Below are 225 nucleotides of genomic sequence, written 5' to 3'. Positions count from 1 at the left end.
GGTGTCGGCCTGTTCGGCGGCGTCGGCGCGGCGCTTGTCGGCGGCCTTGCGGGCGTCGTCGAGGACCTTCTCGCTGTCGGCGATGGCGGCGTCGCGCAGTGCCTCGGCGTGCGCCTCTCCGTCGGCCTTGACCTGTTCGGCCTCGGCGCGGAGGCGCTGGGCTTCCTGTTCGGTCGTCTCCATGAGCTCGACCGCTTCGGCGGTGAGCCGTTCGGCTTCGGCGGT

1 protein-coding gene is annotated in these 225 nt (G+C 72.9%); it reads right to left on the bottom strand.

Going from position 1 to position 225, the window contains the following annotated elements; translation table 11 throughout:
• The coding region (locus OO54_RS41200) for a hypothetical protein (protein WP_033213018.1) at positions 1 to 225 on the bottom strand (225 nt) is incomplete at both ends.

The organism is Streptomyces wedmorensis (assembly GCF_000716445.1).
GTDB classification, from domain to species: Bacteria; Actinomycetota; Actinomycetes; order Streptomycetales; family Streptomycetaceae; genus Streptomyces; species Streptomyces wedmorensis.
Note: the sequence above shows the minus strand (reverse complement) of the source record. Positions and strands in the feature narration are given on the sequence as shown.